Consider the following 23,877-nt stretch of genomic DNA (forward strand, 5'->3'; position numbering starts at 1 on the left):
TTAGAGCCGCTCGATCGCCAACGCGATCCCCTGGCCACCACCGATGCACATGGTGATCAGAGCGGTCTTCCCGCCGATCCGCTCCAGCTCGTAGAGCGCCTTCACCGTCAGGATCGCTCCCGTCGCCCCGACAGGGTGGCCCAGGGCAATCGCCCCGCCATTGGGGTTCACCTTGGCCGGGTCGAGCCCAAGCCCACGGTTCACCGCAATCGCCTGCGCGGCGAAGGCCTCGTTCGATTCCACCACGTCGAAATCGCCGGCCGAAAGCCCGGTCTTCTCCATCAGCTTCTCGACCGCCGGTACCGGGCCGATGCCCATCCCCTCGGGCCGAACGCCCGCCACGGCATAGCCGAGCACGCGCGCCTTGGGTTTCAGCCCGGCCTTCTCGGCCGCCTCCGCCCGCGCCAGCACCAGCGCCGCCGCGCCATCGTTGATGCCGCTGGCATTGCCCGCCGTCACGCTGCCATCCTTCTGGAAGGCCGGCCGCAGCCCGGCCAGCCCCTCGGCGGTGGTGGGCTTGGGGTGCTCGTCGGTCTCGAACGGCACCATATCGCGCTTGACCTTCACCTCGATGGGCGCGATCTGCGACTTGAAATAGCCTCCCTCGATGGCCTTCGCCGCGCGGCTCTGGCTTTCCAGCGCAAAGGCATCCTGATTCGCGCGGCTGACATCATGCTCGCCCGCGACGTTCTCGGCGGTCACGCCCATATGCCCCGTCCCGAACGGACAGTTCAGCGCGCCCAGCATCATGTCGAGCGTCCGCACATCGCCCATCTTCGCGCCCCAGCGCTGATCTGGGATGATGAAGGGCGAGCGGCTCATGTTCTCGGCCCCGCCGGCCAGCCCGAACTCGGCATCGCCCAGCATCAGCGACTGGACCACCGACACGATGGCCTGTGCGCCCGAGCCGCAGAGACGGTTGACGTTCATCGCCGGCGTGGTGTCGGGAATGCCCGCCTCCATCGCCGCCACGCGCGACAGGTACATGTCGCGCGGCTCGGTGTTGATGACGGTACCGTAAACCACCTGTCCGATCTGCCCTGGCTCGACGCCCGAGCGCTCCATCGCGGCCGTGGCCACATGCGCGCCCAGCGTGGTGGGCGGCGTGCCCGCCAGCGATCCGCCGAAAGTGCCGATGGCGGTGCGTGCGCCGTCGAGAAGAACGATGTCGGTCATGGGTAGCTCCTGCAGGATTCGATGTCGTTGCCCACGGTATACTGCAGGATGCCGGACGCAAACAGGACCTCGCGTCGCGACCCGCTCAGGGGGTCAGCGGCACCTGCCCCTCCGCCGTCAGAAGCCATGCCTCGCGCCCCTCGATCCGCGCCACGTTGAGCGGCCGCCCGAACCCCGCCCCGGCATCGAGGTTGATCCGGTTGCCGTAATGCGCCGGCCGCTCGATCGGCGTGTGGCCATGCACGATCAGCTTGCCGTGGTCGCGCGTGTCGTCGTGGAATTCCTGCCGGATCCAGAGCAGGTCGTCGATCTCCTGCATGTCGAGCGGCACGCCGGGGCGGATGCCGGCATGGACGAAGAACTGCGCCGCGGTCTCGTGGCTGAAGGGCAGGCCCGACAGGAAGTCGCGATGCGCGCGCGGCACGCAGTCCGCCGCCGCCTGCCAGTCGCCCGCCGCCATCGCCTCGGCCGCGCCGTAAGAGTTGAGCGTCTCGCGGCCGCCGATATTGTCGTTCAGCCAGCGCGCCCCCGGCCCCGGGCCGCGCAGGAAATCGAGGAACATCTGGTCATGGTTGCCCCGCAGCACGACCCAGTCGCGCCCGGCCTCGATACCCTCCAGCAGCCGGTCGATCACGCCGCGGCTGTCGGGGCCCCGGTCGGTCAGGTCGCCGAGGAAGACGATCTTCGCATGCCGGCCGCAATGCGCGTCGGCGATGGCCAGCACCCGGTCGAGCTCGGACCGGTAGCCGTGGATATCGGGGATGGCGAGGAGGCTCATACCGCCATAGGTGGCCGGTCTTGCCGCGATGCGCAACCCGCGCCGCGCCGGCGGTATGGCACGGGGGGGCTCAGCGGCCGTGTTCGGCCTTGCTGTCCTCCGGCGCTTCGTCGCGCTCGTTCAGCCCGTAATCGCGCAGGACATGGGCCACCCGCAGCCGATAATCGGCGAACATGCCCGCCCGCCCCTTGGCCTGGGCCCGGCGGTGGGCGGCAAGCCGGCGCCATTCCTCGACCGCCTCCTCGCTTTCCCAGAAGGACAGCGAGAGGAGCTTTTCCGGGTGCATCAGGCTCTGGAACCGTTCGACCGAGATGAAGCCGTCGATCTGTTCGGCGAGCGGGCGCATCTCGGCGGCGATGTCGAGGTAGTGGTCCTGCTTTCCCTCGGCGGGGATGACCTCGAAGATGATGGCGATCATTGGCTGTCTCCTTCCGGTGTCGAGACGAGTTTCAGGAAGGTCCGGTCTTCACGCAACAGGAAGTTTTCGGATTGGGCGAAGGCGTAGTTCTCCTGCCCCAGCGGATCGGCGGCCAGCCGGGCGCGGTAGGCCTCGTATTCCGCAAGCGACGGGATGGTGTAGATGCCGTAGGCCAGCGTCGAGGAGCCTTCGTGCGGGGCGAAATAGCCGATCAGCCCGGCGCCGCAGCGCGGAATGGCCTGGCCCCAGTTGCGGGCGTACCGGGTGAACTGGTCTTTCTTGGTGGGGTCGATGTGGTAGCGGATGACGCAGGTGAGCATCGGGGTCTCCTTTCCGGGGTGATGGGGGGACCCTACGGCATTGCGGGGTTCTGATGGTTCGGCTACGATCAAACCATGAGAGACGGACCTGACATTGCCCGCGTGGCCGCGCTGATCGGTGATCCGGCGCGGGCCAACATCCTGACCGCCCTGATGAGCGGCAAGGCGTTGACCCTGTCGGAACTGGCGGGCGAGGCCGGAGTGACGCTGCCCACCGCCTCGGGGCACATGGCGAAGCTGGCCGAGGGCGGGCTGGTGGGCACGCGCAAGCAGGGGCGGCACAAGTATTTCGCGCTGGCCAGCGACGATGTCGCGCATGTGCTGGAGGCGCTGATGGGGCTGGCGGCGGGCACCGGTCAGTTGCGCCACCGCCCCGGCCCGCGCGACCCCGAGATGCGGCGGGCGCGCGTCTGCTACAACCACCTTGCCGGCGACATGGGCACGCAGATGTATGACAGCCTGTTGCGGCGCGGGATGCTGCGCCATGCGGGCGAGGCGCTGGAACTGACCGGTGAGGGGCGGGCCTTCGTGGCGGGGTTCGGCATCGACCTCGACGCGCTACCCCGCTCGCGGGCGCCGCTGTGCCGCGATTGCCTCGACTGGTCGGAGCGGCGGGCGCATCTCGCGGGCCGTCTGGGCCGGGCGATGCTGGGGCAGATGGAAGCGTCGGGCTGGGTCAGCCGGGTGAAGGGTTCGCGCATCCTGCGGTTCTCGGCGAGGGGCGACGCGGCCTTTCGCGAGGCGTTCCCGGCCTGACGCTCAATACCAGATTGCGGGCGGGATAAGGCCAGTATACGTTCGGGGCATGCCGATCCCCGTCGAGACCTTTTTCCTCAATCCAGAAGCGCAGGGCACGCTGCAGGCGCAGATCCAGCAGATGATCGCGCAGGGCATCCTGTCGGGCAGGCTGCGGAAGGGCGAAAAGCTGCCCTCGTCGCGGAAGCTGGCGGCGCATCTCGGCGTCAGCCGAATCACGGTGACGCTGGCCTATACCGAGCTGCAGGCCTCCGATTACCTCGAATCGCGGGACCGCTCGGGCTATTTCGTCTCGCAGAACGCGCCCGAGCCGCCGCAATTCGCCGCGCGGCATCCGCGGCAGGACAGCATCGACTGGTCGCGCGCGCTGGGCCGGCGGTTTACCGGCGGGGCGACGCCGGTGAAGCCGCGCGATTGGTGGAGTTTCCGTTATCCCTTCGTCTATGGGCAGACCGATCCGTCGCTCTTCGATCATGCCAACTGGCGGCATTGCGCGCTGCGAGCGCTGGGGCAGAAGGATTTCCAGGCGCTGACCACGGATTATTACGACAATGACGATCCGCAACTGACCGAGTTCATCGCGCGGCATACGCTGCCGCGGCGGGGGATATTGGCGCGGCCAGAGGAAATTCTCGTCACCATGGGGGCGCAGAACGCGCTGTGGCTGACGGCGCAGGTGCTGTTGACGCAACGGCGGACGGCGGTGGCGGAGGAGCCGTGCTACCACGCGCTGCGGGATATCCTGACCCAGTCGCGCTGCCACCTTGCCCCCGTTCCGGTGGACAAGGATGGGCTGCCGCCCGAGGCGCTGCCGGACAGCGCCGACGTGATCTTCACCACGCCCAGCCACCAGTCGCCGACCAATGCCACCATGCCGCTGGCCCGGCGCAAGGCGCTGATGGCACGGGCGCGGGAGATGGAGGCGCTGATCGTCGAGGATGATTACGAGTTCGAGATGGCCTTTCTCCGGGCGCCGCTGCCGGCGCTGAAATCGCTCGATATCGACGGGCGGGTGATCTATGTCGGCAGCTTCTCCAAGTCGATCTTTCCGGGGCTCAGGCTGGGCTATCTCGTCGGGCCCGAGCCGTTCATCCGCGAGGCGCGGGCGCTGCGCGCCAGCGTCTATCGCCACCCGCCCGGGCATATCCAGCGGACGGCGGCGTATTTCCTGAGCCTTGGGCATTACGACAGCCTGATCCGGCGGATGGGGCAGGTCTTTGCCCGCCGCCGCACGGTGATGGAGGCGGCGCTGGCGGATCACGGCCTGGGCGTCGCCGGGCGGGGCGTGTTCGGCGGCTCGTCGATCTGGATGCGGGCGCCGGAGACGGTGGACACGGGCGAGCTTGACCGGCGGCTGCGCGACAAGGGCGTGCTGATCGAGCCGGGGCGCCCCTTCTTCCACGCGGCCGAGCCGCCGGGGAATTACTACCGGCTGGCCTATTCCTCGATCTCGTCCGAGCGCATCCCGGAAGGGGTGGCGCGGCTGGCCACCGAACTGGCCCTGATGCGCTGACTGGCTTTAGTCGGGCGCCAATTCTGGCCCTAACGATGCCCCGGCCCGTGCCGTAGGTTTGCCGCAACTCCGGCGCGCGGCCGGCTTTGGATTTCAGGAGACACCCGCATGAAAATGACGACCGAAGAAGCTTTCGTGAAGACGCTGCAGATGCATGGCATCCAGCACGCCTTCGGGATCATCGGGTCGGCCATGATGCCGATTTCGGATATCTTCCCCAAGGCGGGGATCACCTTCTGGGATTGCGCGCACGAGGGCAGTGCCGGGATGATGGCCGACGGCTATACCCGCGCGACCGGCAAGATGAGCATGATGATCGCCCAGAACGGGCCGGGCATCACCAATTTCGTGACCGCGGTGAAGACCGCCTACTGGAACCACACGCCGCTTCTGCTGGTGACGCCGCAGGCGGCGAACAAGACCATCGGGCAGGGCGGGTTCCAGGAAGTCGAGCAGATGAAGCTGTTCGAGGATATGGTCGCCTACCAGGAGGAAGTGCGCGACCCGACGCGGATTGCCGAGGTGCTGAACCGGGTGATTTTGAAGGCCAAGCGCGCCAGCGCCCCGGCGCAGATCAACGTGCCCCGCGATTACTGGACGCAGGTGGTCGATATCGAGCTGCCGCAGATCGTGGCGTTCGAGCGGCCGACGGGCGGGGCGGAATCGCTCGACCGGGCGGCGGAGCTGCTGAACACGGCGAAGTTCCCGGTGATCCTGAACGGTGCGGGCGTGGTTCTGGCCGGCGGGATCGAGGCCAGCAAGAAGCTGGCCGAGCGGCTGGATGCGCCGGTTTGCGTGGGCTACCAGCACAACGATGCCTTCCCCGGCTCGCACCCGCTCTTTGCCGGGCCGCTGGGCTATAACGGCTCGAAGGCGGGGATGGAGCTCATTTCGCAGGCCGACGTGGTGCTGTGCCTCGGCACGCGGCTCAACCCGTTCTCGACCCTGCCGGGATATGGCATCGATTACTGGCCCAAGGACGCCAAGATCATCCAGGTCGACCTGAACCCCGACCGGATCGGCCTGACCAAGCCGGTGAGCGTGGGGATCGTGGGCGATGCCAAGGCGGTGGCCGAGGGGATCCTCGAGCGGTTGTCGGACAGCGCGGGCGATGCCGGGCGCGACGAGCGCAAGGCGCTGATCGCCAAGACGAAATCGGCCTGGGCGCAGCAATTGTCCAGCATGGATCACGAGGATGACGATCCGGGCACCACGTGGAACGAGCGCGCCCGCAAGGACAAGCCCGACTGGATGAGCCCCCGCATGGCGTGGCGGGCGATCCAGCAGGCGCTGCCGAAGGAGGCGATCATCTCGTCGGATATCGGCAACAACTGTGCCATCGGCAACGCCTACCCGTCCTTCGAGGAGGGGCGGAAATACCTGGCGCCGGGGCTTTTCGGGCCGTGCGGCTATGGCCTTCCTGCGGTGATGGGCGCCAAGATCGGCTGTCCGGACGTGCCGGTGGTGGGCTTCGCCGGGGACGGGGCGTTCGGCATCGCGGTCAACGAGCTGACCGCCATCGGGCGCGAGGAATGGCCGGCGATGACGCAGATCGTCTTCCGCAACTACCAGTGGGGCGCCGAGAAGCGGAACTCGACCCTGTGGTTCGACGACAATTTCGTCGGCACCGAGCTGGACGAGGGCGTGAGCTATGCCGGGATCGCCAATGCCTGCGGGCTGAAGGGCGTGGTTGCGCGGACGATGGACGAGCTGACCGACGCGCTCAACCAGGCGATCAAGGACCAGATGGAGAACGGCACCACCACGCTGATCGAGGCGATGATCATCCAGGAACTGGGCGAGCCGTTCCGCCGCGACGCGATGAAGAAGCCGGTGGAAGTGGCGGGCATAGATCCGGCCGACATGCGCGAGCAGGTGGTCTGAGGCGATGACGGCGCCCGGCGGCGAGGACGCGATACTGGTTCTCAATGCCGGGTCCTCCTCGATCAAGTTCGCGGTGTTCGGCGGCGACCTGAAGGAACGCCTGACCGGGATGGCCGACGGCATCGGCGGCGACGGCGCGCTGCGGGTCGGGCGCAACCGGCAGAAAGCCACCTTCGGCACCCATGCCGCCGCGCTGGCGGCGGTGCTGGAGGGGCTGGCGGCGCAGGGTTTCTCGGCCGACCGGTTCCGCGCGGCGGCGCACCGGGTGGTGCATGGCGGCATGGAGCTGACCGCGCCGGCGAAGATCGACGTTCACGTGCTGGCCGGCATCCGGCGCTGCGTGCCGCTGGCGCCGCTGCACAACCCGCACAACCTTGCCGCCATCGAGACGCTGGCACGGCTGGCGCCGGACCTGCCGCAATGCGCCAGCTTCGACACCGGGTTTCACGCCAGTAATCCGGAGGTGGCCAAGCGCTACGCGCTGCCGGCGGATATCGAGGCGCGGGGCATCCGGCGCTACGGGTTTCACGGGCTGTCCTATGCCTCGCTCGTGCGGGCCATGCCGGAGGTGACGGGGGAGGCGCTGCCCAGGCGGCTGCTGGCCTTCCACCTCGGCAACGGCGCCTCGCTCTGCGCCATCCGCGACGGGCAATCGGTGGCGACGACGATGGGCTATTCGCCGCTCGAGGGGCTGACCATGGGCACGCGGGCGGGCAGCATCGACGGCAATGCCGTCCTCCGCCTCGCGGGCGAGGACGGGATGGATGCGACGCTCAGGATGCTGAACAAGGAAAGCGGGCTCTGGGGCCTGTCGGGCGGCATATCGGACATGCGCGCGCTGCTGGAGGATGGCGGCGAGCGCAGCCGCTTCGCGGTCGAGCATTTCTGCTACTGGGCGGTGCGGCACGCCGGCTCGATGATCGCGGCGATGGAGGGGCTGGACTCCGTGGCCTTCACCGGCGGCATCGGCGAGAATGCCGGCCCGGTCAGGCAGCGGATCGCGGACGGGCTGGCATGGCTGGGCCTGAGGCTCGACGGCGCGGCCAATGACAATGGGAGTGCAAAGCTCCATGCCGAGGGGTCCGATATCGGCTGCTGGATCGTCGAGGCGAAGGAAGAACGGCGGATTGCGGCGGATGCGCTGGAACTGCTGGGTGCGGCATGATTGGATGGGGCGGGAAAAACGTCTGGATTTCCGGCGTATGTGGAACGCATGGTTTCGGACAGACGGAATTTCCGGAAAAGGGTCGCGCACCCTTTCAATCTGTCATAATGTGTCGCCGGATCGGGAGACAATTTTCAAATGAGCTTTGACCAACCGCGAATCAATACCTCGCCCAAGGTGTCGGACGAGGTGCGGAAGACCACGTGCTACATGTGCGCCTGCCGCTGCGGGATCAACGTGCACATGAAGGACGGCAAGGTGGCCTATATCGAGGGCAACCGCGACCATCCGGTGAACAAGGGCGTGCTCTGTGCCAAGGGCAGCGCCGGGATCATGCAGGTCAACGCGCCCTCGCGCCTGCGGGCGCCGTTGAAGCGCGTCGGCCCGCGCGGCTCGGGCGAGTTCGAGGAGATCAGCTGGGACGAGGCGCTCGATATCGCCACCGGTTGGCTGGCGCCCCTGCGCAAGGAAGACCCGTCGAAGCTTGCCTTCTTTACCGGCCGGGATCAGAGCCAGTCCTTCACCAGCTTCTGGGCGCAGAATTTCGGCACGCCGAACTATGCCGCGCATGGCGGGTTCTGCTCGGTCAACATGGCCGCTGCCGGTATCTACACGATGGGCGGCGCCTTCTGGGAGTTCGGCCAGCCCGACTGGGACCATACCAAGCTGTTCATGATCTTCGGCGTGGCCGAGGACCATGACAGCAACCCGATCAAGATGGGCATCGGCAAGATCAAGGCGCGCGGCGCCAAGGTGATCGGGGTGAACCCGATCCGCTCGGGCTACAATGCCGTGGCCGATGACTGGGTCGGCATCACGCCGGGCACCGATGGCCTCTTCATCCTGTCGCTGGTGCATTGCCTGCTGAAGGCCGGCAAGATCGACCTCGACTATCTCGCCCGCTACACCAACGCCGCCTGTCTGGTGAACCGGGATTCCACGTCGCCCGAGTATGGCCTGTTCCTGCGCGACGCCGACGGCAAGCCGCAGGTCATCGACCGCACCACCGGCAAGCTGGCGCCGTTCGACCGGAAGGGCGTGCGGCCCGATCTTTCCGCCAGCTATCGGCAGGGCGGGATCACCCACAAGCCGGTCATGCACCTGATGGCCTCGCGCTACCTTGCCAAGGAATACGCGCCCGAGGCGGTGGCCGAACAATGCGGGGTGAAGCCTGCCAAGATCCGCGCGATCGCCAACGAGCTGGCCCGCGTGGCCTTCGAGGAGGAGATCGTGCTCGAGCGGAAATGGACCGATTTCCGCGGCGAAAAGCATTCCGTGATGAAGGGCCGGCCGGTGAGCTTCCACGCCATGCGCGGCATCTCGGCCCATTCCAACGGGTTCCAGACCTGCCGGGCGCTGCACATGCTGCAGATCCTGCTGGGCACGGTCGAGGTGCCGGGCGGGTTCCGGTTCAAGCCGCCCTATCCCAAGCCCGTCACCGCCCACCCCACGCCGCATTGCAAGTTCACCCCCGATGCGCCGCTCGACGGCCCGCACCTGGGCTTCGTTCGCGGCCCGCAGGACCTTGCGCTGAAGGAGGACGGCACGCCCGCCCGGATCGACAAGGCGTTCACCTGGGAAAACCCGATGAGCGCGCACGGGCTGATGCATATGGTGATCAGCAACGCCCATGCCGGCGATCCCTACAAGATCGACACGCTGTTCATGTACATGGCCAACATGTCGTGGAACTCCAGCATGAACACCCGCGGCGTGATCGACATGCTGACGGACAAGGACGAAAACGGCGACTATGTCATCCCCCGGATCATCTATTCCGATGCCTACAGTTCCGAGATGGTCGCCTATGCCGACCTGATCCTGCCCGACACGACCTATCTCGAACGCTACGACTGTATCAGCCTGCTCGACCGCCCGATCTGCGAGGCGGACGCGGCGGCCGACGCGATCCGCTGGCCGGTGGTGGAGCCCGACCGCGACGTGCGCGGCTTCCAGACGGTGCTGGTGCAACTGGCCAACAAGCTGAAGCTGCCGGGGTTTACAGACGAAGGTGGCGCGGCGAAATACACCGACTATGCCGACTACATCACCAACCACGAGCGCAAGCCGGGCATCGGCCCGCTCGCCGGGTGGCGCAGCGGCAAGACCGGCCTCACCCACGGGCGCGGCGGCCCCAACCCGTCGCAGCTGAAAAGCTACATCGCCAATGGCGGGTTCTTCATCAAGCATATCCCCGACGAGGCCGCCTATATGAAGCCGTGGAACATGGCCTACCAGGACTGGGCCGTGGGCATGGGCATCTATGACAGCCCGCAGCCCTATGTCTTCGACCTCTATGTCGAGACGCTGCGCCAGTTCCAGCTTGCCGCCGAGGGCCATGGCGAGCGCCAGCCGCCCGACCACCTGCGCGAGCGGATCAAGCAGACGCTCGACCCGCTGCCGATCTGGTACCCGCCCTTCGAGGATGGCAGCGTGGATGTCGATGAATACCCGGTCCACGCCCTGACCCAGCGGCCGATGGCGATGTACCACAGCTGGGGCTCGCAGAACGCGTGGCTGCGGCAGATCCACGGGCAGAACCCGCTCTACGTGCCCACGAAGCTCTGGAAGCAGGAGGGCTTTGCCGAGGGCGACTGGGCGCGCGTGACCTCGGCCCATGGCGAGATCGTGGTGCCGGTGGCGCATATGGCGGCGCTGAACGAGAACACGGTCTGGACTTGGAACGCCATCGGCAAGCGCAAGGGCGCCTGGGCGCTGAAAGAGGACGCGCCGGAGGCGACAAGGGGCTTCCTGCTGAACCATCTCATTCATGAGCTTCTGCCGCCCAAGGGCGACGGGCTGCGCTGGTCGAATTCCGATCCGATCACCGGGCAGGCGGCGTGGTTCGACCTGCGGGTGAAGATCGAGAAGACGTCGGCACCGGATCAGGCGAAGCCCGAGTTCAGCGCGATGCGCTCGCCCGTGGGCAAGGGCCCGGACGAGCTGCGCTGGAAGGTGGGCGAATGAGCGCGCCGGAGATCACCGGGCGCGATGGGGTGCGGCTGGCCACCTGGGCCGAGGGGCCGGAGGGCGCGCCGGCGCTGCTGTTCATCCACGGCTGGGCGCAGCAATCGGTCTGCTGGCGGCCGGTGATGGCCCGGCTGAAGGATCGCTTCCGCGTGGTAGCGATGGATTTGCGCGGGCATGGCGCGTCGGACAAGCCCGAGGGCGAGGCGCCTTATACCGAGACATCCCTCTGGGCCGATGACGTGAAAGCGGTGATCGAAGGCTACGGGCTGGAGAAGCCGGTGCTCGTGGGCTGGTCCTATGGCAGCCGGGTGATCGCCTCCTACCTGTCGGTGCATGGCGATGGGGCGCTTGGCGGTGTCGTGCTTGCGGGCGGCATCCTGACCATCGGCGCGGCACGGGAAGACTGGATGGTGGGCGCCTCCAGCCCCGGTGTGCAGCGCGATCTTTACACCGGCGACCTGCCGAGGCGGCTGGCCGCCACGGCGAAGTTCGTGCGGGAATGCACGGCGCAACCGCTCGATACGCAAGCGTATGGTGAGCTGGTCGGCGCCAACATGCTCTGCCCGCCGCATGTGCGCCGGGCGCTCTTTTCCCCGACATGGGATTTCCGCCCCGTCTACGCGGCCATGACCTGCCCCGGCTTGGTGATCCACGGCGTGCAGGACGAGGTCGTCTCGGCTGCGACCGGAGAGGCGGCGGCGGCGCTGATGCAAGACGCCCGCTACCTGCCCTACGAGGGGACGGGCCACGCGCCCTTCCTCGAAAACCCCGACAGGTTCGCGGCGGATGTCGCGGACTTCACCGAAACCCGTGCCAGACGGAAGGAGGCGGTATGACGAGCCTGCCAGAGAAAACCGACCGCAAGCTGGGGCTGGTGATCGACCTCGACACCTGTGTCGGCTGTCACGCCTGCGTGGTGAGCTGCAAGGGCTGGAACACCGAGAATTACGGCGCGCCCCTGTCCGACCAGGAGCCTTACGGCGCCGACCCCTCGGGCACCTTCCTCAACCGCGTCCATTCCTACGAGGTACAGCCCGAGGAGGGCGCCGCCCAGCTCATCCATTTCCCGAAAAGCTGCCTGCATTGCGAGGATGCGCCTTGCGTGACCGTCTGCCCCACCGGCGCCAGCTACAAGCGGGTCGAGGACGGGATCGTTCTGGTGAACGAAAGCGCCTGCATCGGCTGCGGCCTGTGCGCCTGGGCCTGCCCCTATGGCGCGCGGGAGATGGACGCGGCGGAGGGGGTGATGAAGAAATGCACGCTCTGCGTCGACCGGATCTACAACGTGAACCTCCCCGAGGAAGACCGGGTGCCCGCCTGCGTGCGCACCTGCCCGGCCGGCGCGCGGCATTTCGGCGACCTGGGCGACCCGGAAAGCGATGTCTCGAAACTGGTCGAGGAACGCGGCGGCATGGACCTGATGCCGGAGCAGGGCACCAAGCCCGTCAACAAGTACCTGCCGCCCCGGCCCAAGGACGCGCTCGACCAGGTCGACGTGCTGGCGCCCTATCTTCAGCCGGTGGCGGAGGAGCCGAAAGGGTTCATCGGCTGGCTTGATAAAGCCCTGGAGCGCATCCCGGGAAGTGGGAACCGGTTCCCGGAAAAAGATGCGCGTCACGATCGGGAGAGACTTTGACATGCATCCGGCGCCGTCCGTCATCATCTTCACCACCCTGTCGGGGCTGGGCTTCGGCCTTCTGGCGTGGCTGGGCCTCGGCTTTCCGCAGGTCACCGGCTGGGTCGCCTTCACCTTCTTCGCCATCGCCTACGCGCTGGCGGTGGGCGGGCTGGTCTCCTCGACCTTCCACCTCGGCCACCCGGAACGCGCCCTGCTGGCCTTCACCCAGTGGCGCACCTCGTGGCTCAGCCGCGAGGGCGTGGTCTCGGTAGCCACGCTTCTGGTGATGGCGGTCTATGGCGCGGGGCTGGTTTTCTGGGGCGAAGGCTGGCGCCTCCTGGGCGTGATCGGTGCGGTGCTGTCGCTGGGCACGGTGATTTGCACGGCGATGATCTATGCCCAGATGGATACCGTGCCACGCTGGAAGACGCCGCTGACGCCGCTCCTCTACCTGATGCTGTCAGTGGCAGGTGGCGCGCTGCTGGCCGGGCAGGTGAAGGCGGCGATGCTGCTCCTGCCGCTGGCGGCGGCCACGCAGGTGCTGTGGTGGATGCGCGGCGACGGCGCGTTCGAGCAGAGCGGCACGACGCTGGCGACCGCCACCGGGCTGGGCGGCACCGGCAAGGTCCGCTCCTTCGAGCATCCGCATACCGGCAGCAACTACCTGCTGCGGGAATTCACCTTCCAGGTGGGCCGCAAACACGCCACCAAGCTGCGCTCGATCGCGATGCTGCTGGGCTACGTGCTGCCCTTCGCGCTGCTGCTCATGCCATTCTCGCACGCGCTGGCGCTGGTGGCGGTCCTGAGCCACCTCGCCGGCGTCGCGGCCAGCCGCTGGCTGTTCTTCGCCGAAGCCGAGCACGTGGTCGGCCTCTACTACGGCAAACGCTAGCCGCCGCTCATCAGCCCTTACGGGCTGCCTCGCCCCCGGCTTCTTCTTGGAGATAAATACTCAAAACCCGACGGTTCAGCGGGCGCAGGCCTGACCGGGGCTCCGCCCGTTCGACCCTGAAACGCTCCACCGGAGCGTTCCCGAGACGGGTCTCACCCCCACCCATCCGTCCATTCATCCACCTTCGGATCGACCCGGTTGCGCCGGAACCGCTTCCACCGCACGCGCACCGCCCAGAACAGCGCCGCCAGCACGACCAGCACGATGATGTTGAACCAGGGGATGATCCGCACGTCGGGCCCCGCGACCAGCTTGATGGTCACGGCGTTGGGGTAGATCGAGATGAACTCGTTGCGCCAGCCATAGTGGCGGATCGACACCCAGCGGGGGTTTTCCGAGGTCGATTTCAGGTCGGCGGCCTCGGCCTGCAGGTTCGAGGTGTCGAACTTGAAATAGGGCGGCCAGCCCCAGCCGGTATCCTCGTTGCGGTAGACCATCACGTCGCCATCGGTGCGCACCGCCGTGATGAAGAACACGTCGCGGTTCACCGTGCCCTCGGCATCGCCGGTGCCCTGGTTCGCCCAGAAGATCGAGTTCTCGCCGAAATCGACCCGCTTCTCGTAGGTGTCGGTGATCCGGGCGATGTCGTGCTGCGGCAGGGTGTAGTGCAGGAAGGCGCCCACGATAAGCCAGAAGGCGATGATGAAGACCCATTTGACGTAGACCATGCCGGCCCCCTTCCTGTTGCTGCGCGAATCCTGCCTGTAGGTCTTGCATATAGGCATGGTGCGGCCATGGGCCAGACGTGACCGGCCAAGTCGCGGAAATTCGCGGCGCGGGGGGGCGGGGTGTGCGTGTCATGCAGTGCCCGTCCCGGGCTTGACCCGGGACCTCGTGCGGGAAGCGTCGGCCCCTGTATCTACTACGGCTCCGAGCTGAGGATCTCCCCCACCTTCAGCGCCCGCATCGGGCTGCCATCCACCTTGAGCTTGCCGGTCATGACGGCGGTGGTGGGGCTCTGGCGGCCTTCGACGATATTGCGGAAGACCTGCGACGTGGCGGTCAGCGTCAGGTCGGCCTCGCGGTCGCTTTCGGTGGCGCCGGTCTCGTCCACGTAGAGACGGCCGAGGTCGGGCATGTCGAGCGCGACCGAGCCCTTGATGCGGCCCTTGGCGCGGGCGCTGACGGCGGCGGTGAAGTCTTCGAGCGGGGTCATGTGCGGGGTCTCCGGCTGGGGTCGGTCTCAGCATGGCAGAGGGCGCGGGAAAGCAAAGTGTGACGGTGGGTCATTTCGGCGATGGCGGGGTGGGAAGCCTCGGGTTTGGCCCAGGACGTCCTTGACGTAGGGAGGCCCCGGCTCGGAGGTGGGGAGACAAGTGACACCCGTCCCGGACTTGATCCGGGACCCCGCTGCGGTCGAGAGGCCCCGGCTCGGAGGCCGGGGCGGGGAGCGCTTGGCCGTCCCGGGCTTGACCCGGGACCTCTAGGCGATCAAGCGGTGCCGGCTCGGGGGCCGCCCCCGGTCTCCCTCTCACCCCACCACGTTGAACCCCGGCCCGTAGGGATAGCCAGTGATGTTCTCGTGCCCCTCCTCAGTGATCACCAGCACGTCATGCTCGCGATATCCCCCGGCGCCGGGCGCCCCCTCGGGGAGGGTCAGCATCGGCTCCATCGAGATGACCATGCCGGGTTGCAGCACCGTGTCGATATCCTCGCGCAGCTCCAGCCCCGCCTCGCGCCCGTAATAGTGGCTGAGGATGCCGAAGGAATGGCCATAGCCGAAAGTGCGGTATTGCAGCAGGTCGCGGCTTTCCAGGAAGGCGTTGATCTGGTGCGTGACCTCGGCACAACTGACGCCGGGCTTCAGCAGCGACATGCCGTATTCATGCGTGGCCACGTTGGCCTCCCAGATCTTGCGAGAGGCGTCGTCGACCTCGCCCAGGAACATGGTACGTTCCAAGGCCACGTAATACCCCGACACCATCGGAAAGGTATTGAGGCTGAGGATATCGCCACGCTGCAATGTCCGCGCCGTGACCGGGTTATGCGCCCCGTCGGTGTTCCGCCCCGACTGAAACCAGACCCAGGTGTCGCGGTACTCGGCCTCGGGAAAGACGCGGGCGATCTCCAGCTCCATCGCGTCGCGCCCCGCCATGGCCACGTCGATCTCCCGCACGCCTTCGCGCACGGCCTCCCGGATGGCATAACCGCCCACATCGGCGATGGCGGTGCATTTGCGGATCAGCGCGATCTCGGCGTCGGATTTCATCATCCGCTGCCGCATTGTCGCCGGCGCGATATCCAGCATGGTCAGCGGCCTGAGGAAATCCTCCAGCTTGTCCCGCCCCGCCAGCGTCAGGTGATCGCCCTCGTAGCCGATCACCGCGTTCTCGCCCGTCACCTCGCGCACGGCTCGCCAGAAATTGTCGCGCTGCCAGTCGGTATAGGTGATATTGTCGTCCACCGAGCGCCGCCACGGCTGGCCCGCGTCGATCCCGGCCGAGATGGTGACGCAGTCGGCCTCGGTCACGACACAGGCATAGGGCCGCCCGAAGGCGCAATACAGAAACCCCGAGAAATAGGCGACGTTGTGCATCGAGGTCAGCACGCAGGCGGTCGCGCCCATCCGCTCCATCGTGTCGCGCAGGTCGGCGAGGCGGGCGGCGTATTCTTCAGGCGCGAAGGGCAGCGGCGCCTTCTCGCCATTGTGGAAGCGGTAGAAGTCAGGACGTGCAGTCATTTTCAGACCCTCCTTGATCAGAAAGGTCCCGGCGTTCAGGACTGTGGGGAAGGGGCCGTGAAGGGGCGACGCCATCGCCCGGGCCCGTGGCTGTTCTTGCCGATCCGGGGCGATCCGGTCAAGACTGTTCGACGAACAAGGGAGGGCGGCGCGTGTCTGAAGCCTACACACCGGGAGAGCGGAACCTGATCACCGATGTCGCGGGGCTGCGCGTGGGGCACGCGGCGGATGCGCGGGTCAAGTCCGGGGCGACGGTGCTGGTCGGGGACAAGCCATTCACCGCCGGTGTCCACGTCATGGGCGGCGCGCCCGGCACGCGGGAGACGGACCTGCTGGCGCCCGACAAGACGGTGCAGGAAGTGGATGCGCTGGTGCTCTCGGGCGGCTCGGCCTTCGGGCTGGATGCGGCCTCGGGCGTGGCCGATGCGCTGCGCGTCTCGGGCCGTGGCTTTGCCATCGGCCCCGTGCGGGTGCCGATCGTGCCGGGGGCGATCCTGTTCGACCTTGCGAACGGGGGCGCGAAGGACTGGCCCGAGAATCCCTACAAGCGGCTGGGGGCGCAGGCGCTGGAGGCCGCCGCGCCCGACTTCGCGCTGGGCACGGAAGGCGCCGGAACCGGCGCGATGACGGCGGGGCTGAAAGGCGGGATCGGCTCTGCCTCGCTGGTGCTGCCCTCGGGCCACGTGGTGGGCGCGCTGGTGGCGGTGAACGCGCTGGGCTCGGCCATCATCGGCGCCGGGCCGCAGTTCTGGGCCGCACCCTTCGAGATCGGCGACGAGTTCGGCGGGCTCGGGCCGGCCCCGACCGCCCCGCCTCTGGCCCCTCACATCAAGGGTCGCGACCCCGGCAACACCACCATCGGCATCGTCGCCACCGACGCCGCCCTTACCCAGGCACAATGCACCCGACTGGCCACCGCCGCCCATGACGGGCTGGCCCGCGCCCTCGTGCCGGCACACACGCCGCTCGACGGCGACCTGATCTTTGCCGCCGCCACCCGGGAAAAGCCGCTCACCGATCCGCTGGCCGATCCGCTTCTGCTGGGCCATGCCGCCGCCATCTGCGTGGCCCGCGCCATCGCCCGCGGCATCTACGAGGCGCGGGCGGAGGCGGGGGATCTGACCCCCTGCTGGCGCGCCCGGTTCGGCTGACGGTTCTTTTGAGTATTTGGGGAAAGATGAAACACAGACCCCGCTTTCACTTTTCCGAAAATACTCACTATCCCGCCGGTGCCGCGGGCGCCTCCGATTGCGTTTCTCTTGCGACGGGGCCGGACTCGCTATATCTCCATCCCCATGACACGGATTTTCGACATGGATGACCGCGCGCGCCTGCCCTGGCGCTTCCACGGCGCGACGATGACGGTGCTGGCGCGCCTATGAGCGCGCGGCCATTCCTGTCACACCATACTTACATCTGAAGAACCGGAGAGGACCCATGTCCCCCAAGACACTCTATGACAAGATCTGGGATGCCCATCTCGCCCACGAGGCCGAGGATGGCACGTCCCTTCTCTATATCGACAGGCACCTCGTGCACGAAGTGACCAGCCCGCAGGCCTTCGAAGGGCTGCGCATGGCGGGGCGCACCGTGCGGGCACCGGAGAAGACCATCGCGGTTCCGGATCACAACGTGCCCACCACCCCCGACCGGGTGAACGGGATCGAGAACCCCGAAAGCCGCATCCAGGTCGAGGCGCTGGACAAGAACGCCAAGGATTTCGGCGTGCATTACTACCCGGTCAACGACATCCGGCAGGGCATCGTGCACATCGTCGGGCCCGAGCAGGGCTGGACCCTGCCGGGCATGACCGTGGTCTGCGGCGACAGCCATACGGCCACGCATGGCGCCTTCGGCGCGCTGGCCCACGGCATCGGCACGTCGGAGGTCGAGCATGTGCTGGCCACCCAGACGCTGATCCAGACCAAGTCGAAGAACATGAAAGTCGAGATCACCGGCCAGCTGCGCCCCGGCGTCACCGCCAAGGACATCACCCTCTCGGTGATCGGCCGCACCGGCACCGCCGGCGGCACCGGCTACGTGATCGAATATTGCGGCGAGGCGATCCGCTCGCTGTCGATGGAAGGCCGGATGACCGTCTGCAACATGGCGATCGAGGGCGGCGCCCGCGCCGGGCTGATCGCGCCGGACGAGACCACGTTCGAGTATATCAAGGGCCGCCCCCACACGCCGAAAGGCGCCCAGTGGGAGGCCGCGCTGGCGTGGTGGAAGACGCTCTATTCCGATGACGACGCGCAGTGGGACAAGGTGATCACCATCAAGGGCGAGGATATCGCCCCCGTCGTCACCTGGGGCACCAGCCCCGAGGACGTGCTCCCCATCGACGCCACCGTGCCGGCTCCGGAAGATTTCAAGGGCGGCAAGGTGGAAGCCGCCCGGCGGTCGCTGGAATACATGGGGCTCAAAGCCGGCACGCCGCTGTCGGAGATCGAGATCGACACGGTCTTCATCGGTTCCTGCACCAACGGCCGGATCGAGGACCTCCGCGCCGCCGCCGCGATCCTCAAGGGCAAGAAGATCAAGGAGGGCCTCCGCGCCATGGTCGTGCCCGGCTCCGGCCTCGTCCGCGCACAGGCCGAGGAAGAGGGGCTGGCCGACATCTTCAAGGATGCGGGCTTCGAATGGCGGCTCGCGGGCTGTTCCATGTGCCTTGCCATGAACCCCGACCAGCTCTCGCCCGGCGAACGCTGTGCCGCCACCTCGAACCGGAACTTCGAGAGCCGGCAGGGCCGCGGCGGCCGCACCCACCTGATGAGCCCGGCCATGGCGGCCGCGGCGGCGGTGACCGGCAAGCTGACCGACGTGCGGCTGATGATGTGAGCGGCGTAGGGCGGGCTTCAGCCCGCCACCCGTTCCAAGGAGACAAAACCAATGGAAAAATTCACGAAAATCACCGGGATCGCGGCGCCCATGCCGATGATCAACGTCGATACCGACATGATCATTCCCAAGCAGTTCCTGAAGACGATCAAGCGCTCGGGGCTGGGGGTGAACCTCTTCCACGAGATGCGCTTCGACGATGACGGGGGCGAGATCGAGAGCTTCGTGCTGAACAAGCCGCAATACCGCGAGGCCGAGGTGCTTGTCGCCGGCGACAACTTCGGCTGTGGCTCGAGCCGCGAGCATGCGCCCTGGGCGATCAAGGATTTCGGCATCCGCTGTGTCATCGCGCCCAGCTTTGCCGACATCTTCTACAACAACTGCTTCAAGAACGGCATCCTGCCGATCTCGCTTCCGCAGGAGCAGGTGGACGTGCTGATGAAGGATGCCGAGAAGGGCTCGAACGCGCGGATGGAGGTCGATCTCGAGGCGCAGACGGTCACCACCTCGGATGGCGAGGTGATCCGGTTCGAGATCGACAGCTTCAAGAAGCATTGCCTTCTGGAAGGGCTCGACGATATCGGCCTGACGATGGAAAAGGCCGACGCGATCGCGGCCTTCGAGACCCGCGCCGCGGCCGAGCGGCCCTGGGTCTGAGGCGCCACGCTGCCTCAATTCGGCCCCAGCCCCGGCCTGCACGCCCCGCGTGCGGGCCGGGATGGCGCCACATCCCTTAAGCGAAAATTAGCGCAGGCCTTTCAGGTTTAGTGGCTGGATTCCCCCGATCCACATCATCTTGTGTATATACACAAGAACGTCAAATTTCCGATTTTAAATTGATGCATTCCCGCACCACTTGCATCATCAATTGGACAGAAAATTCCTGTCCCTTAACGCGCAAGCTTGAGCCCGTGGTGGAAAAGGGGCAAAAATTGGACAAGAATGAGGCAAACCGCCAGAATGAGCGGGATCAAGTTGGGACAAAGGCGCGGCATCGTACCGGGCCTGGCCAGTTTGAAGGGAAACGGGCAGTGGTTTCGCAGATTGTCAGTGCGCTTTTTCGCGCTTATTGCGTGGCGGTTCTCGTCGCGCTTCCGGCGCTGCTGCTGCCGACCGTGGCCTCGGACACCGCCCAGATCGTTGTCGTCATCGCCCTGCTGGCCGCCCTGCTGACCTTCATGGAATACTACGGCAAGTATCCCAGCATCGTCGAATTCCGCTTTGCCCCGCCCTTCAACCGCATCAAGTTCATCGCGCTGGCCGTGGCGATCATCACCATCTCGCTGATCATGCGCGGCAAGACCGATCCCAACGGCCTGACCGAGGTGCTGGCGATGACCGGCGACGCGCTGGGGCGGGTGATCGATTTCCCCTATTCCCCGGTGCGGCTGGTGATCCTGATGCTGCCGCCCGATGCCGGGCCCGGCCTGGTCGGCGACGTGCGCACGGCGGCGGGGATCTCCTATGCCGTGTCGCTGGTGATGATGCTGGTCTTCGTCACCTACGTGCGGATGCTGAACTGGCCCATGCGCAAGGGCTCGTTCAACGTGTGGGTCAACCTGCCGCTCTTCGATCCGACGCGGGGCGGCGACGTGGTCGACCGGCTCAAGCGCGATGCCGGCGTTAACATTGTGTTAGGGGCTTTGCTGCCATTCATTATCCCGACGGCGATCAAGGCGACGTCGGATATCATCGATCCGGTGTCGGTCGCCAATCCGCAAACGCTGATCTGGACGATAACGGCATGGGCCTTCCTTCCTGCAAGCATGTTGATCCGGGGCATCGCCCTGTCGCGCGTGGCCGAGCTGATCGAGGCCAAGCGCCGCCGGGTCTATGGCAAGGATGGCGCCGACGGGTTGCAGGAGGCCTGATCCTCGGGCTTGCCGCCTGGCTGTTCGCCGGGCCGGCGATGGCCGAAACCCTCCGCATCGCGACATTCCACACCGAGCTGTCCCGCAAGGGGCCGGGGCTTCTGCTGCGCGACATCCTCAAGGGCGATCCGCAGGCAAAGGCGGTGGCCGAGGTGGTGGCGCATGTGGCGCCCGATGTGCTGATCCTGCAGGGGGTGGATTACGATCACGGGCAGGAAACCCTGCGCGCCCTGCGTGACCTGATCGGCGCGGCGGGGGCCGACTATCCGCATGTCTTCGCCCTGCAACCCAACAGCGGCATGGCGAGCGGGCACGACCTCGACGGCGACGGGCGGCTGGGAGAGCCGGAGGATGCGCAGGGCTACGGCTGGTTCGCGGGCGAGGGGGGCATGGCGGTGCTCTCGCGCCACCCGGTGGCGGAGGGGGAGGTGCAGGATTTCAGCGCCCTGCTCTGGGCCGACCTGCCCGGCCAGATGGCCGACGAGGGGATGAACGCGCAAGTGCAGCGCCTGTCCTCCGTCGGCCATTGGGTCGTGCCGGTGAAGCTGGGCGAGAGGCGCCTCAACCTGCTGACCTTCCACGCCACGCCGCCGGTCTTCGACGGGCCGGAGGACCGGAACGGCCGGCGGAACCATGACGAGATTGCCTTCTGGCAACGCTACCTCGACGGGGCGCTGGGGCCAGTGGCCGAGGGGGCGTTCGTGCTGGCGGGCAATGCCAATCTCGACCCGGGAGATGGCGACGGGCGCAAGGAGGCGATCACGGCCCTGCTGGACGATCCTCGATTGCAGGACCCCGCGCCGCGCCGCGCCGGGGGGGCGGAACAGGGCGAGGGGCAGGCGGGCGACCCGGCGCTCGACACCGTCGCGTGGACGGCAACAGTGCCGGGGCACCTGCGGGTCAGCTACGTGCTGCCCTCGGCCCACCTCGAGGTGCTGGCGTCAGGCGTGTTCTGGCCCGGCGAGGGCGAGCCGCTGGCCGGCGCCGCCCGCGCCGCCAGCCGTCACAGGGTGGTCTGGGTCGACCTGCGCATCGAGTGGTAGCGGCACCGCCCCCGCGCCGGCTTGAGCCACGGCCCCGCCGCCATGGCCAACGCCTCCTGCGGGGGCGTCGCGGCGAAACGCGGGCAAAGCTCGTCGAACCGGTCGCTTTCCAGCCAGTGGGGCGTGTCCCACAAATAGCGCATCTCCAGCAGCGAGCGCCCCAGTGGCCAGACCGGCGAGGCCAGGCTCAACGGCAGCCACGACATCCGGCGCAGCGTGATGCTGCGCCCGGTGACGGCGGTCAGCATGTCCGTCATCTCGAGCCCGGTCAGCGTGTAGCCGGAAAAGGTGACATCGGTGAACCCCGGCAGGCTTTCCTTCTGCCCGGCGATCTCGGCCGCGGCGCGGGTCAGGTCGGGCAGGTAGGCCCAGGCATGCGGAATGTCCGGCTGCCCCGGATAGGTGAACTTGTCCTTCGGCAGCGAGGGCAGCATCATCCGGTCGAGCCAGTTGCCCGACGCCTCGGTATCGATGAAATCGCCGGCGCGCAGGATCACCGTCTGCACGCCGCTGTCGCGATAGCTCTGCTCCATGCCGATGCGCAGCTCGCCCAGCGGGTTGGTGGCGTTGCGCGGCGTCGCCTCGCGCCACGGCGCGGGGGTCTGGGCGCCGTAGACATAGACGTTGCCGGGGATCAGCACCATCGCCCCCGACAGGCGCGCGGCATCCTGGATCCGGGCGTGCAGCCCGGGCATCTCCGCGGCCCAGTCCGGGTAGGCGGGGTTCCACGCCGCGACGATCACGTCGGCGCCCCGCGCGGCCTCGTTCAAATCGTCGCGGCGGCGGTCGAAGCTGCGAATCGACCAGCCGGCATTCCAGAAGGCATCGGCGGCATTGCGGCCGAAACGGCCCGACGCCCCGAGGATCAATACGGATTTCTGCATCTTTCGGCTCCCGTGTGTCCGATTGGATGACGCGACGATACCTGTTCCTGTCCGAATGGAAATTGCCAAAATTTCGTGAACTGATATTCATACGTGAATGGATAAATCGCTCTCCTCTCTCGACTGGACTCTGGTGCGCGCCTTCCTCGCCGTGGCCGATACCGGCTCGCTCTCGGGCGCGGCGCGGCGGCTGGGCGGCAGCCAGCCGACGCTGGGCCGCCAGATCCGGCAGTTGGAAACCGCGCTGGGCCAGGCGCTCTTTCACCGCCGCCCCAAGGGCCTCGCGCTGACAGAGAACGGTCGCGCGCTGCTGCCCGGGGCGCAGAAGATGCAGGCCGCCATGCACGAGATCGAGCTGACGGCGGCGGGCCGCGAAACCGGGCTGTCCGGCCCGGTGCGGATCACAGCCAGCGAGACGGTCTCGTTCTCGATCCTGCCGCCGATCCTCGCGAAGCTGCGGCTGGACGCGCCCGGCATCTCCATCGACCTCGTGCCCAGCGACAGCACCGAGAACCTGCTCTTCCGCGAGGCCGACATCGCGCTCCGCATGTACCGCCCGCGACAGCTCGAACTGGTGGCCCGGCACCTGGGCGACATCCGGCTGGGCATCTACGCCTCCCGCGCCTATCTCGACCGGGCCGGGCGGCCCGCCACCGCGCGCGAGCTCTTCGATCATCCGATCATCGGCTACGACCGCAACGAGGAGATCATCCGCGAACTGCAATCGCGCGGCTTCCCGGCAACGCGCGACTGGTTCGCCTTCCGCTGCGACAGCCACACGGTCAACTGGGAACTGGTGCGCGCCGGCTGCGGCATCGGCTTCGGCCAGGCCGGCGTGGCCCGGTCCGACCCCGAGATCGAGGAGATCCCGATCGACGTGAACCTGCCGGTGCTGCCGGTCTGGCTGGCCACCCACCAGGCGCTCAGGCATAGTCCGAGAATCGCGATGGTGTGGGACGCGCTGGCCGAGGGGATGGCGCCCCACCTGATGTGAACGGGGGAGGTGCG

The 23,877-nt window shown here is 67.3% G+C and carries 22 protein-coding genes; 14 read left to right on the forward strand and 8 right to left on the reverse strand.

Annotated elements, in window-relative coordinates; all coding sequences use genetic code 11:
• From RLN94_RS10770 to RLN94_RS10785, 4 genes are all read right to left on the reverse strand, one after another.
• On the reverse strand, nucleotides 1-1,176 hold the full coding sequence (locus tag RLN94_RS10770; protein WP_350128824.1) for an acetyl-CoA C-acyltransferase family protein: 1,176 nt from the start codon (nucleotides 1,174-1,176) through the stop codon (nucleotides 1-3).
• An 85-nt stretch (nucleotides 1,177-1,261) separates the two neighbouring features.
• Nucleotides 1,262-1,990, reverse strand: coding sequence for a metallophosphoesterase family protein (locus RLN94_RS10775; protein WP_350168944.1), 729 nt, complete (start codon nucleotides 1,988-1,990; stop codon nucleotides 1,262-1,264).
• A 34-nt stretch (nucleotides 1,991-2,024) separates the two neighbouring features.
• Nucleotides 2,025-2,372, reverse strand: a complete 348-nt coding sequence (locus tag RLN94_RS10780; protein ID WP_350128818.1) for an antibiotic biosynthesis monooxygenase family protein — start codon at nucleotides 2,370-2,372, stop codon at nucleotides 2,025-2,027.
• Nucleotides 2,369-2,692 (reverse strand): NIPSNAP family protein, encoded by a 324-nt coding sequence (locus RLN94_RS10785; RefSeq protein WP_350128815.1) that lies wholly within the window; start codon nucleotides 2,690-2,692, stop codon nucleotides 2,369-2,371. Before RLN94_RS10785 ends, RLN94_RS10780 begins: the two co-directional genes overlap by 4 nt.
• 75 nt (nucleotides 2,693-2,767) lie before the next feature.
• Here RLN94_RS10785 and RLN94_RS10790 point away from each other — a divergent pair, with 75 nt between their 5' ends.
• From RLN94_RS10790 to RLN94_RS10825, 8 genes are all read left to right on the forward strand, one after another.
• Nucleotides 2,768-3,448, forward strand: coding sequence for an ArsR/SmtB family transcription factor (locus RLN94_RS10790; protein ID WP_350128812.1), 681 nt, complete (start codon nucleotides 2,768-2,770; stop codon nucleotides 3,446-3,448).
• 49 nt (nucleotides 3,449-3,497) lie between these two features.
• On the forward strand, nucleotides 3,498-4,961 hold the full coding sequence (gene pdxR / locus RLN94_RS10795; RefSeq protein ID WP_350128809.1) for a MocR-like pyridoxine biosynthesis transcription factor PdxR: 1,464 nt from the start codon (nucleotides 3,498-3,500) through the stop codon (nucleotides 4,959-4,961).
• 108 nt (nucleotides 4,962-5,069) lie between these two features.
• Nucleotides 5,070-6,845 carry a sulfoacetaldehyde acetyltransferase gene (gene xsc / locus RLN94_RS10800; protein ID WP_350168947.1) on the forward strand — a complete coding sequence of 592 codons (1,776 nt, stop codon included), beginning with the start codon at nucleotides 5,070-5,072 and terminating at the stop codon, nucleotides 6,843-6,845.
• Nucleotides 6,846-6,849: 4 nt separating this feature from the next.
• Nucleotides 6,850-8,010: an acetate/propionate family kinase gene (locus RLN94_RS10805; protein ID WP_350128803.1), complete on the forward strand. Its 1,161-nt coding sequence runs from the start codon at nucleotides 6,850-6,852 to the stop codon at nucleotides 8,008-8,010.
• 138 nt (nucleotides 8,011-8,148) lie between these two features.
• Nucleotides 8,149-10,977 carry a molybdopterin oxidoreductase family protein gene (locus RLN94_RS10810; RefSeq protein ID WP_350128800.1) on the forward strand — a complete coding sequence of 943 codons (2,829 nt, stop codon included), beginning with the start codon at nucleotides 8,149-8,151 and terminating at the stop codon, nucleotides 10,975-10,977.
• Nucleotides 10,974-11,816: an alpha/beta fold hydrolase gene (locus RLN94_RS10815; RefSeq protein WP_350128797.1), complete on the forward strand. Its 843-nt coding sequence runs from the start codon at nucleotides 10,974-10,976 to the stop codon at nucleotides 11,814-11,816. The genes RLN94_RS10810 and RLN94_RS10815 overlap by 4 nt, the downstream gene beginning before the upstream one ends.
• Nucleotides 11,813-12,616: a 4Fe-4S dicluster domain-containing protein gene (locus RLN94_RS10820; RefSeq protein ID WP_350128794.1), complete on the forward strand. Its 804-nt coding sequence runs from the start codon at nucleotides 11,813-11,815 to the stop codon at nucleotides 12,614-12,616. The genes RLN94_RS10815 and RLN94_RS10820 overlap by 4 nt, the downstream gene beginning before the upstream one ends.
• Nucleotide 12,617: 1 nt before the next feature.
• Entirely contained in the window at nucleotides 12,618-13,490 is an 873-nt protein-coding gene (locus RLN94_RS10825) for a dimethyl sulfoxide reductase anchor subunit family protein (RefSeq protein WP_350128791.1), read from the forward strand.
• 152 nt (nucleotides 13,491-13,642) lie between these two features.
• On the opposite strand, the gene RLN94_RS10830 is transcribed toward RLN94_RS10825, so the two are convergent.
• From RLN94_RS10830 to RLN94_RS10840, 3 genes are all read right to left on the reverse strand, one after another.
• Nucleotides 13,643-14,218: a DUF1523 family protein gene (locus RLN94_RS10830; protein ID WP_350128788.1), complete on the reverse strand. Its 576-nt coding sequence runs from the start codon at nucleotides 14,216-14,218 to the stop codon at nucleotides 13,643-13,645.
• A 194-nt stretch (nucleotides 14,219-14,412) separates the two neighbouring features.
• Nucleotides 14,413-14,706, reverse strand: coding sequence for an SCP2 sterol-binding domain-containing protein (locus tag RLN94_RS10835; RefSeq protein WP_350128785.1), 294 nt, complete (start codon nucleotides 14,704-14,706; stop codon nucleotides 14,413-14,415).
• A gap of 315 nt (nucleotides 14,707-15,021) precedes the next feature.
• Nucleotides 15,022-16,230: a M24 family metallopeptidase gene (locus RLN94_RS10840; RefSeq protein WP_350128782.1), complete on the reverse strand. Its 1,209-nt coding sequence runs from the start codon at nucleotides 16,228-16,230 to the stop codon at nucleotides 15,022-15,024.
• 152 nt (nucleotides 16,231-16,382) lie between these two features.
• Between RLN94_RS10840 and RLN94_RS10845 the strand changes: the two genes are divergently transcribed.
• The 5 genes from RLN94_RS10845 (at nucleotide 16,383) to RLN94_RS10865 (ending at nucleotide 21,985) form a co-directional block, all read left to right on the forward strand.
• Nucleotides 16,383-17,381, forward strand: a complete 999-nt coding sequence (locus RLN94_RS10845; RefSeq protein ID WP_350128780.1) for a P1 family peptidase — start codon at nucleotides 16,383-16,385, stop codon at nucleotides 17,379-17,381.
• Between the two features lie 286 nt (nucleotides 17,382-17,667).
• Nucleotides 17,668-19,071, forward strand: a complete 1,404-nt coding sequence (leuC, locus tag RLN94_RS10850) for a 3-isopropylmalate dehydratase large subunit (RefSeq protein WP_350158342.1) — start codon at nucleotides 17,668-17,670, stop codon at nucleotides 19,069-19,071.
• 51 nt (nucleotides 19,072-19,122) lie between these two features.
• Nucleotides 19,123-19,728 (forward strand): 3-isopropylmalate dehydratase small subunit, encoded by a 606-nt coding sequence (gene leuD, locus RLN94_RS10855; RefSeq protein WP_350117357.1) that lies wholly within the window; start codon nucleotides 19,123-19,125, stop codon nucleotides 19,726-19,728.
• A gap of 374 nt (nucleotides 19,729-20,102) precedes the next feature.
• On the forward strand, nucleotides 20,103-20,942 hold the full coding sequence (locus tag RLN94_RS10860) for a hypothetical protein (RefSeq protein ID WP_350158343.1): 840 nt from the start codon (nucleotides 20,103-20,105) through the stop codon (nucleotides 20,940-20,942).
• 38 nt (nucleotides 20,943-20,980) lie between these two features.
• Nucleotides 20,981-21,985, forward strand: a complete 1,005-nt coding sequence (locus RLN94_RS10865; RefSeq protein ID WP_350117359.1) for an endonuclease/exonuclease/phosphatase family protein — start codon at nucleotides 20,981-20,983, stop codon at nucleotides 21,983-21,985.
• Here RLN94_RS10865 and RLN94_RS10870 read toward each other — a convergent pair.
• Nucleotides 21,946-22,869, reverse strand: a complete 924-nt coding sequence (locus tag RLN94_RS10870; RefSeq protein ID WP_350117360.1) for a Rossmann-fold NAD(P)-binding domain-containing protein — start codon at nucleotides 22,867-22,869, stop codon at nucleotides 21,946-21,948. The genes RLN94_RS10865 and RLN94_RS10870 overlap by 40 nt on opposite strands.
• A gap of 97 nt (nucleotides 22,870-22,966) precedes the next feature.
• Between RLN94_RS10870 and RLN94_RS10875 the strand changes: the two genes are divergently transcribed.
• Complete coding sequence (locus tag RLN94_RS10875) at nucleotides 22,967-23,863, forward strand: LysR family transcriptional regulator (protein ID WP_350117361.1); 897 nt, start codon at nucleotides 22,967-22,969, stop codon at nucleotides 23,861-23,863.
• Nucleotides 23,864-23,877 lie beyond the last annotated feature (14 nt).

Origin of the sequence: Roseovarius sp. (assembly GCF_040223625.1) — a bacterium.
In the GTDB taxonomy this organism is placed as follows: domain Bacteria; phylum Pseudomonadota; class Alphaproteobacteria; order Rhodobacterales; family Rhodobacteraceae; genus Roseovarius.

Bases quoted from the DNA above. Each gene is read 5' to 3' on its own strand.
- RLN94_RS10870 (WP_350117360.1), bottom strand. From the start codon at position 22,869: ATGCAGAAATCCGTATTGATCCTCGGGGCGTCGGGCCGTTTCGGCCGC.
- xsc (WP_350168947.1), top strand. From the start codon at position 5,070: ATGAAAATGACGACCGAAGAAGCTTTCGTGAAGACGCTGCAGATGCAT.
- RLN94_RS10820 (WP_350128794.1), top strand. From the start codon at position 11,813: ATGACGAGCCTGCCAGAGAAAACCGACCGCAAGCTGGGGCTGGTGATC.
- RLN94_RS10780 (WP_350128818.1), bottom strand. From the start codon at position 2,372: ATGATCGCCATCATCTTCGAGGTCATCCCCGCCGAGGGAAAGCAGGAC.
- RLN94_RS10790 (WP_350128812.1), top strand. From the start codon at position 2,768: ATGAGAGACGGACCTGACATTGCCCGCGTGGCCGCGCTGATCGGTGAT.
- RLN94_RS10840 (WP_350128782.1), bottom strand. From the start codon at position 16,230: ATGACTGCACGTCCTGACTTCTACCGCTTCCACAATGGCGAGAAGGCG.
- RLN94_RS10785 (WP_350128815.1), bottom strand. From the start codon at position 2,692: ATGCTCACCTGCGTCATCCGCTACCACATCGACCCCACCAAGAAAGAC.
- RLN94_RS10810 (WP_350128800.1), top strand. From the start codon at position 8,149: ATGAGCTTTGACCAACCGCGAATCAATACCTCGCCCAAGGTGTCGGAC.
- RLN94_RS10830 (WP_350128788.1), bottom strand. From the start codon at position 14,218: ATGGTCTACGTCAAATGGGTCTTCATCATCGCCTTCTGGCTTATCGTG.
- RLN94_RS10835 (WP_350128785.1), bottom strand. From the start codon at position 14,706: ATGACCCCGCTCGAAGACTTCACCGCCGCCGTCAGCGCCCGCGCCAAG.
- leuC (WP_350158342.1), top strand. From the start codon at position 17,668: ATGTCCCCCAAGACACTCTATGACAAGATCTGGGATGCCCATCTCGCC.
- RLN94_RS10865 (WP_350117359.1), top strand. From the start codon at position 20,981: ATGGCCGAAACCCTCCGCATCGCGACATTCCACACCGAGCTGTCCCGC.
- leuD (WP_350117357.1), top strand. From the start codon at position 19,123: ATGGAAAAATTCACGAAAATCACCGGGATCGCGGCGCCCATGCCGATG.
- RLN94_RS10875 (WP_350117361.1), top strand. From the start codon at position 22,967: ATGGATAAATCGCTCTCCTCTCTCGACTGGACTCTGGTGCGCGCCTTC.
- RLN94_RS10815 (WP_350128797.1), top strand. From the start codon at position 10,974: ATGAGCGCGCCGGAGATCACCGGGCGCGATGGGGTGCGGCTGGCCACC.
- RLN94_RS10805 (WP_350128803.1), top strand. From the start codon at position 6,850: ATGACGGCGCCCGGCGGCGAGGACGCGATACTGGTTCTCAATGCCGGG.
- pdxR (WP_350128809.1), top strand. From the start codon at position 3,498: ATGCCGATCCCCGTCGAGACCTTTTTCCTCAATCCAGAAGCGCAGGGC.
- RLN94_RS10770 (WP_350128824.1), bottom strand. From the start codon at position 1,176: ATGACCGACATCGTTCTTCTCGACGGCGCACGCACCGCCATCGGCACT.
- RLN94_RS10825 (WP_350128791.1), top strand. From the start codon at position 12,618: ATGCATCCGGCGCCGTCCGTCATCATCTTCACCACCCTGTCGGGGCTG.